The organism is Sulfuriferula multivorans (assembly GCF_003851125.1).
GTDB classification, from domain to species: Bacteria; Pseudomonadota; Gammaproteobacteria; order Burkholderiales; family Sulfuriferulaceae; genus Sulfuriferula; species Sulfuriferula multivorans.
Genome location: NZ_BGOW01000002.1, coordinates 283,510 through 291,772 on the forward strand (window position 1 = coordinate 283,510; position 8,263 = coordinate 291,772).

General features: G+C 59.8%; 8 protein-coding genes. 5 read left to right on the top strand and 3 right to left on the bottom strand.

The genetic code is table 11. The annotated features are described in order from the left end of the window. Positions 1-36 precede the first annotated feature (36 nt). The 4 genes from ccoG to EI185_RS02635 are packed head-to-tail and all read left to right on the top strand — an operon-like array spanning position 37 to position 2,407. The gene (gene ccoG, locus EI185_RS02620) at positions 37-1,410 is read left to right on the top strand and encodes a cytochrome c oxidase accessory protein CcoG (protein ID WP_124703581.1); all 1,374 of its coding nucleotides are present in this window, start codon (positions 37-39) and stop codon (positions 1,408-1,410) included. A 10-nt stretch (positions 1,411-1,420) separates the two neighbouring features. Next, positions 1,421-1,954 (top strand): FixH family protein, encoded by a 534-nt coding sequence (locus EI185_RS02625; protein WP_124703547.1) that lies wholly within the window; start codon positions 1,421-1,423, stop codon positions 1,952-1,954. A gap of 13 nt (positions 1,955-1,967) precedes the next feature. Beyond that, positions 1,968-2,096 (top strand): DUF3149 domain-containing protein, encoded by a 129-nt coding sequence (locus tag EI185_RS02630; RefSeq protein ID WP_124703548.1) that lies wholly within the window; start codon positions 1,968-1,970, stop codon positions 2,094-2,096. Between the two features lie 53 nt (positions 2,097-2,149). Further along, positions 2,150-2,407, top strand: a complete 258-nt coding sequence (locus tag EI185_RS02635; RefSeq protein ID WP_124703549.1) for a hypothetical protein — start codon at positions 2,150-2,152, stop codon at positions 2,405-2,407. Positions 2,408-2,463: 56 nt separating this feature from the next. Here the strand turns inward: EI185_RS02635 and EI185_RS02640 are convergent, their stop codons facing one another. The 3 genes from EI185_RS02640 to EI185_RS02650 all read right to left on the bottom strand — a co-directional run bounded on the left by EI185_RS02640 (position 2,464) and on the right by EI185_RS02650 (position 7,173). Continuing rightward, positions 2,464-2,907, bottom strand: coding sequence for a NifU family protein (locus EI185_RS02640; protein WP_189836248.1), 444 nt, complete (start codon positions 2,905-2,907; stop codon positions 2,464-2,466). A gap of 2 nt (positions 2,908-2,909) precedes the next feature. Then, positions 2,910-6,872 (bottom strand): phosphoribosylformylglycinamidine synthase, encoded by a 3,963-nt coding sequence (gene purL / locus EI185_RS02645; protein WP_124703551.1) that lies wholly within the window; start codon positions 6,870-6,872, stop codon positions 2,910-2,912. Between the two features lie 73 nt (positions 6,873-6,945). Then, positions 6,946-7,173: a DUF3330 domain-containing protein gene (locus tag EI185_RS02650; protein WP_223247628.1), complete on the bottom strand. Its 228-nt coding sequence runs from the start codon at positions 7,171-7,173 to the stop codon at positions 6,946-6,948. Between the two features lie 72 nt (positions 7,174-7,245). Between EI185_RS02650 and EI185_RS02655 the strand changes: the two genes are divergently transcribed. After that, positions 7,246-8,091, top strand: coding sequence for an NAD(P)H-hydrate dehydratase (locus tag EI185_RS02655; protein ID WP_124703552.1), 846 nt, complete (start codon positions 7,246-7,248; stop codon positions 8,089-8,091). The last annotated feature ends 172 nt before the right edge of the window (positions 8,092-8,263 follow it).

Sequence of the window (8,263 nt, forward strand, 5' to 3'; positions counted from 1 at the left end):
CAAAAAAAAGTCATCAACATCGCAGCCTCCACCGAGATGGAGCAGACGCTCTACGCTGTCAAACAAAAGGTCTATCCGCGTGCGGTTTCCGGCTGGTTCGCCAGCTGGCGTGTGGCTTTGGTGCTGTTCACCCAGCTGCTTTACTATGGCCTGCCCTGGCTGTCATGGGATGGGCGTCAGGCGATCCTGTTCGACCTGGCACAACGCAAGTTCTACATTCTGGGACTGGTGTTCTGGCCTCAGGATTTCATCTACCTCACCGGCCTGCTGGTCATTGCCGCATTCTCGCTGTTCCTGTTCACCGCCATCGCCGGACGCCTGTGGTGCGGCTTTGCCTGCCCGCAGACGGTCTACACTGAACTGTTTCTGTGGATAGAACGCAAGATTGAAGGCGATCGCCGCAAGCAGATGAAGCTGGACAGGCAAGCCTGGAACATTGAAAAAATCGGCAAGAAAACCGCCAAACATAGCGCATGGCTGGTACTGGCGTTGTGGACAGGCTTCACCTTTGTGGGCTACTTCACGCCCATCAAGGAACTGGCGATATCCTTCGCGCACTGGACGCTGGGGCCATGGGAGACCTTCTGGATTTTTTTCTATGGCTTCGCCACCTACGGCAACGCGGGCTTCATGCGCGAGCAGGTATGCAAGTATATGTGCCCCTACGCGCGCTTCCAGAGCGTAATGTTCGACTCGGACACCCTTACCGTCACTTACGATCCCTCACGTGGCGAACCGCGCGGCCCGCGCTCCAAATCCACTGACCGCCACACTGCCGGGCTGGGCGACTGCGTGGACTGCAGCATCTGTGTGCAGGTATGCCCCACCGATATCGACATCCGCAATGGCTTGCAATACGAATGCATAGGCTGCGCCGCCTGCATCGACGGTTGCGATCAGGTGATGGCGAAAATGGGCTATCCGCGCGGCCTGATCCGCTACACCACGGAAAACGTGATCAAGGGCAAGTACCCGGACAGAAGCATTCTTGCCCATGTATTGCGCCCGCGCACCCTGATTTATAGCGTACTGCTGCTTGCCATAGTCGCCACGCTGGGTATGGCGCTGATCAACCGGGTGCCGCTGCGCGTGGATGCAATCCGTGACCGCATTGCCGCCCGGGAAACCGCCGACGGCCATATCGAAAACGTCTACCGTCTGCAGATCATCAACATGCAAAACAAACCCCACCGCTACGCCATTTCAGTCACGGGCCTGCCAGGCATCAAACTGGGGGATGCAAGCTCCCTGGCGGAAGTTGCTGCGTTGGGAACCCATGACGCCGTGGTGCATGTCCAGATAGACCCGAGCGAAATCCGCGCACGTTCGAGTCCGGTGGAATTCAAAATCCAGTCGCTGGATAACCCGGAACTGACGAAAACCGTCAGGTCCACCTTTCTTAATCGCTAGGAGTTACGCCATGCACGCCACTGACAAACAACCCTGGTACCGCGAGCCCTGGCCGTGGCTGCTGATGATACTGCCGCTGACAGCGGTAGTGGCGGGTTTCATCACCGCCTGGTACGCAGTGGTAAGCAACGACGGCCTGGTAGCAGACGACTACTACAAGGAAGGTATGGCGATTAACCAGACCCTGCATCGCGATACAGCAGCAATCGCACTGGACCTGGGTGCCACCCTGCACACCAGCGCGGATGCGCACACGCTGCACGTGACACTGGCCGGCAAGCTCTCGCCGCTGCCCAATATGTTACGACTCTCCATCCTGCACCCCACTCAACCCGGGCACGACCACGTCATCACCTTGAATACAGCGGGCGATGGCAGCTATATTGGCGCCATGCCAAGTCTGGGCAATGGACGCTGGCGGCTGATCCTGGAGCCACCCCAGCGTGAATGGCGCCTGACCGGGGTGTGGTGGCAACCCCACACCAAGACGCTCACCCTGGACAATAGACACCCTGCCAAAATCCAGACAAACAATCTCAACTAGACGGGAGAATCACATGGCTACATTGCTGAACCTGCTGCTCACCACGCGTACCGGGCTAATGAGCCTATTCACCGTGGTTTTTGCAATTGGCATGCTAGGCTGGTTCGCCTGGTGGTTCATAAACAAATCCAGGGGAAAATAAATACCTGCCGGCACACTCTCACAGCAAAAATCACACAATCGAAGGAGGAAAGCATGCAACGCATAATCCAGGTGCTGTGGCCGTCGTTCATCGCGGCGGGGGTAATGGATATTGTCCTGTTCACGCTGCTGGATCCGGTCGCACTGATCTATCAGGACGCTCCTCTGTTCACAACCCGGCTCGGCGCTTATTCGCTCGGTTTTTTTCTGTTCTGGCTGTTCGGTACAGTGAGCAGCGCGCTAACCTGCTACTTTCAGTGCAGCACAGCCCAGCTCAACAAGATTTGCAAGTCGTCCGAACCAAAAAATTAAGTGTTCAGAATAAGGGCCGGATTCCCGGACAGGCCCGGGAACAGGCAAAATAAAACTCAATAGGTATTCTGCACTTCGGTGACTTGCGGAAAGGTGCGCCGCACGATTTTCTCCACCACGTTTTTCAGATCCAGCATGGAATTGGGGCACCCCACGCAGGCACCCTTGAGCCGCACCCGGACAATCGTGCCGCTGATTTCCACCAGCTCCAGATCACCGCCGTCGCGCAGCAGGATAGCGCGGGCTTCTTCCAGAACTTGCACCAGCGCGGTCTCAGTGAGCGGCGGGGCTGCGCCGCTGGCCTGGTAGGGGCGCAACTTTTCCAGACGTGCCTGACGCTGGGCAATGCGCGCCGCCAGCAGCGGGGTGCGCTCTTCGAGTTCGTCAAGTTCCTCTTCGCTGTACCAGCGCGTATCGTCGAGTGCCATTTCGCGGTCGCGCGCGGCAAGTTCCTCGGCGCTATAGCGTTTGATAGGGATGGCTTTGGTGGTGTCAGTCATGCTTATCCAACCCATTTGCGCGCATTGCGGAACATCCGCAGCCACGGACCATCTTCGCGCCAGTCGTCCGGATGCCAGGAATGCTGTACGGTGCGGAACACCCGTTCCGGATGCGGCATCAACAGGGTGAAGCGACCATCGGCAGTGGTCACGCCGGTCAGGCCGCCGGGCGAGCCGTTCGGGTTCGCCGGATAGGTCTCGGTCACACGACCGTGGTTGTCCACATAGCGCAGCGCACCGATCACCTGCGCCGGGTCGCCGCCCTGGCTGAAGTCGGCATAACCTTCGCCGTGTGAGACCACCACCGGCATGCGGCTGCCGGCCATGCCGTCGAACAGGATGGAGGGGCTGTCCGGCACTTCGACCATGACGAAACGCGCCTCGAACTGCTCGGACTGGTTGCGGGTAAATTTCGGCCAGAATTCGGCGCCGGGAATGATGGACTTGAGATTACTCATCATCTGGCAGCCATTGCACACGCCCAGCGCGAAGCTGTCGTCGCGCCTGAAAAATGCTTCAAACTGCTCGCGCGCGCGCGAGTTGAACAGGATGGATTTGGCCCAGCCTTCGCCGGCGCCCAAAACGTCACCGTAGGAAAAACCGCCGCACGCGGCAAAGCCGCGGAAATCAGTCAGCGCCACACGCCCGGCGATGATGTCACTCATGTGCACGTCCACCGCCTCGAAGCCGGCGCGGTCGAAAGCGGCGGCCATTTCCACTTCGCCGTTGACGCCCTGCTCGCGCAGGATGGCGATGCGCGGTTTGCTGCCGCCGATGAAAGGCGCGGCGATGTTGTCATTGAGGTCGAAGCCAAGCTTTGCCGACAAACCCGGGTTAGCCCCATCCAGCAGTTGCGCATATTCGCTCTCGGCACAAGCCGGATTGTCGCGCAGGCGCTGGATCTGGTAGCTGGTTTCGCTCCAGGCACGCTGCAATTCCGCGCGGCTGAAATTGAGCATGGTTTTTTCATTGCGCACGATTTCCACATGGTCGCGATCATTGGTGCTGCCAATGATGTGGAACTCGGAACGCAGCCCGGCTGCTATGAAGGTCTGCATGACCTCGGCGGTATGCTCGCGCTTCACCTGCAACACTGCGCCCAGCTCCTCGTTGAACAGCACTCCAAACACGCGCGGACTGTATCCGGTTTGCTCGGTGATCACTTCCTCGTCTTCATCCATGCCTTCTTCTTCAACTTGCACGCGGAAGCGATCCTGGCACAGCTCGTCCGCGTCCACAGTGATGCCGCAGTGGCCGGCGAAGGCCATTTCGCACAGTGCCGCCCACAGGCCGCCATCGGAGCGGTCATGGTAGGCCAGCACGCGACCGGCGGCATTGAGCGCCTGCACGGTTTCGAAAAACGCCTTGAACTGGCCCGGGTGATCGAGATCCGGGCAGCGCTCACCCACCTGCTTGTAGACCTGCGCGAACGCTGAGCCACCCAGCCGATTGCGGCCGCAGCCGAGGTCGATCAGGATGAGGTCGGTATCGCCCTGATCGGTACGCAGCTGCGGCGTAAGCGTGGCACGCACGTCGGGGCTGGGCGCGAAAGCGGAAATGATCAGCGACAATGGCGCGGTGACGGATTTCTGCGCACCGTCCGACTCCCACACGCTGCGCATGGACAACGAATCCTTGCCCACCGGGATGCTGATGCCCAATGCGGGACACAGCTCCAGCCCCACAGCCTTGACCGTGTCGTATAGCGCAGCGTCTTCGCCGGGAAAACCGGCTGCTGCCATCCAGTTGGCCGAGAGTTTCACATCGCCGATTTTTTCCACACGCGCTGCGGCCAGGTTGGTCAGCGCCTCGCCTACCGCCATGCGCCCGGAAGCGGCAGCATCGATCAGCGCCAGCGGGGTGCGCTCGCCCACAGCGAAGGCCTCGCCGCGCTCGGTGGCGTAGCCCATGGTGGTCACCGCCACGTCCGCAACCGGTACCTGCCATGGGCCGACCAACTGGTCGCGCGCGGTGTAGCCACCCACGCTGCGATCGCCAATGGTGATGAGGAATGACTTGGATGCCACACTGGGCAGGCGCAACACGCGCAGCGCGGCCTCCGCCAGTTCGATGCCATCGGTGTTCAACACCGGCAAGCTGCGAACGACACGCTGCACGTCGCGGGTCATACGGGGCGGCTTGCCGAGCAGCACGGACATATCCATATCCACCGGCATAGCGCTCAGCAGACTGTCTTCCACCCTCAGATGACGATCCTCGGTCGCCACGCCGATCACGGCGAACGGGCAGCGCTCGCGTTCGCATATCGCGCGGAAAGCATCGAGGCTTTCCGGCGCAATGGCCAGCACATAGCGTTCCTGCGATTCATTCGACCAGATTTCACGCGGCGCCATGCCCGATTCTTCCAGCGGAATATCGCGCAATTGAAAGCGTGCACCGCGGCCGGCGCCATCCACCAGTTCCGGCATGGCGTTGGAAACACCACCCGCCCCAACGTCGTGGATGGACAGAATCGGATTGGCGTCGCCCAGTTGCCAGCAGCGGTCGATCACTTCCTGAGCGCGACGCTGCATTTCCGGATTGCCGCGTTGTACCGAGTCGAAATCCAGGTTTTCGGCATTGGTGCCGGTATCCATGCTGGATGCCGCACCGCCGCCCAGACCGATGAGCATGCCAGGTCCGCCCAGATGGATCAGCAGCGTGCCGGCGGCGAACTGCTTTTTGAAGCAGTGGGCGTCGTCGATGTTACCCACCCCGCCCGCCAGCATGATGGGCTTGTGGTAGCCGCGCATCTCGCCTGCGCATTCTTCCTCGAAAGTGCGGAAATAACCCGCCAGATTGGGCCGGCCGAATTCGTTGTTGAACGCCGCTGCGCCGAGCGGGCCGTCGATCATGATTTGCAGCGCGGAGGCGATGCGGTCGGGCTTGCCGTAACCACCCGTGCTGCCTTGATAGGTTTCCCAGGGCTGGTGGCTGCCGGGGATATTCAGGTTGGACACCGAGAACCCGCACAACCCCGCCTTGGGCTTGGAACCGGTGCCGGTGGCGCCCTCGTCGCGAATCTCGCCGCCCGAACCCGTTGCCGCGCCGGGGAAAGGCGAAATGGCGGTGGGGTGATTGTGCGTTTCCACTTTCATCAGGATGTGCGTACGCGCCTCACGATATACATAGCGACCATTTTCCGCCGGATGAAAACGCGCCACGTCAGAACCTTCGATCACCGAGGAATTATCCGAATACGCCACCACGGTCCCTTGCGGATGGCGCGCGTGGGTTTCGCGAATCATGCCGAACAGCGTGTGCGGCTGCGCCTCGCCGTCAATCACCCAGGCAGCATTGAAAATCTTGTGGCGGCAGTGCTCTGAATTGGCCTGGGCGAACATGGTCAGCTCGACATCGGTCGGGTTACGCCCGATACGGGTGAAATTGCCCATCAGATAGTCGATTTCATCCGCCGACAATGCCAGTCCCATTTCGCTGTTGGCGCGCACCAGCGCCGCGCGGCCGGCACCGAGAATATCCACTGTGGTCAATGGCTTGGGCGGGAGATGGCGGAACAGTGCGTGGGCATCGTCCAGGCTGCCGAATACGGCTTCAGTCATGCGGTCATGGATATATGGTGCAATCTGCGCCTGGTCTTCTGCAGTCAGCGCGGCACCGTTGCGGCGGCTGAAATGATAGGCAGTGCCGCGTTCAATCCGGGAGATTTTTTCCAGCCCGCAGTGGCGCGCAATATCGGTAGCCTTCGAGGACCACGGCGAAATCGTGCCGGGGCGCGGGGTAACCAGCAACAACGTGCCGTCCGATCGGACAGGCAACGGGGTACCGTAGGTGAGGATGGAATCCAGCGTGGCTTTCTCGACAGTATCCAGCGCAGCCGACACTTCCGCGAAATGCCAGAACTCGGATTGGATACAGTCGTAATCGGGCAGCGCTTTGGATAGCTTGTCGAGACGAAAACGGGAAAGCGCGGCGCCGCCGCGCAATTTATGCAGTTCGGACATGGTGCGAATCGGGCATCGGGTAAAAGCGAATTTTACCCGAAATCGGACGTCCTCCCCACTCTCCGGGGTGGGTTCAGGCAGCCGTGTTTGGAGGAAACTCCTGCCGCGCTTTACGCCGCCAGGTTTCCAGGCAGTCCAGCCCGCAGAAGTGATGGATATAATCCGCACCCTCTTCGTTCAGGGCGGCGGAAACGGGCATCTCCATCATGCACACCTCGCAACTGGTAATTTCGCATCCTGCGTCTTCCACGCAGGACAGAATCTCGCCGCCGCCGGGATTCACATTTCTTGGCATTTTCATTTCGCTCTCCTCTGTATCACATCATGATGCTACGCTTTCAGTATAGACACCCCAACCCATACCGAGTTCGTCATGAAACCCCATACAAACCAGTTGATCGGCAAAGCCATCCTCGACGCCCTGCCGACGCGTCCGCTCGACAGCAACAAGGGCAACTTCGGCAGCGTCGGCATCCTGGGGGGTGCCCCGGGCATGACCGGGGCAGTATTGCTGGCAGCGCGTGCGGCACTTCATCTGGGTGCGGGCAAAACCTACGCCGCAAGCCTGAGCAGCGGTATCACCCTGGACTGCATGCAACCTGAAATCATGCTGCTTGACCCTTCTCAACTGCTCGACACCGCGTTAACCGTGCTGGCCGTCGGCCCCGGTTTGGGGCAATCAGAACAGGCGCGACAACTGCTGGAAAGCGCGCTGAAAAATCCGGCTATTCTGGTATTGGACGCCGATGCCCTCAACCTGCTTGCCGCATCGCCGGATTTAAAAAATTTGACGCTAGCCCGCACCAGCCCAACGCTGCTCACACCTCATCCGGGCGAAGCTGCGCGACTGCTGGCCTGTGATACTAAAACCATCCAGCGCGATCGACCCGCTGCTGCCTTGCAACTGGCCGAAAAATATTGCGCCTGGGTGGTACTCAAGGGTGCAGGCAGCATTTGCACCGGACCGGGCAAAGAATGGCGCATCAACACTACGGGCAATCCTGGCTTGAGTAGCGCAGGTATGGGGGATGTACTGACGGGCATGGTGGCCGCTCTGCTGGCGCAGGGTCTGGAACCTTTCGCTGCACTGCAACTCGCCGCCTATCTGCATGGGGCGGCAGCCGATGCCCTGCTGCTGCAAGGCATAGGTCCGGTGGGCCTCACCGCTTCGGAAGTGATGCTGGAAGCGCGAAAAATACTGAATCAGCGAGCCATTTAACAACATCTAATCAGGCATCAAAAAGTCGAACCTCCCGGAGAAATAGAGGAACGACCAGATCAGAAATTTTCGGACCATAGGCTAGACAGTGTCGTCACGTGATATGTTAAAATAGTTTTTTACATAAACTGCGGTGGACGCGAATGGCTGATGCCTATCAACGACATGACAT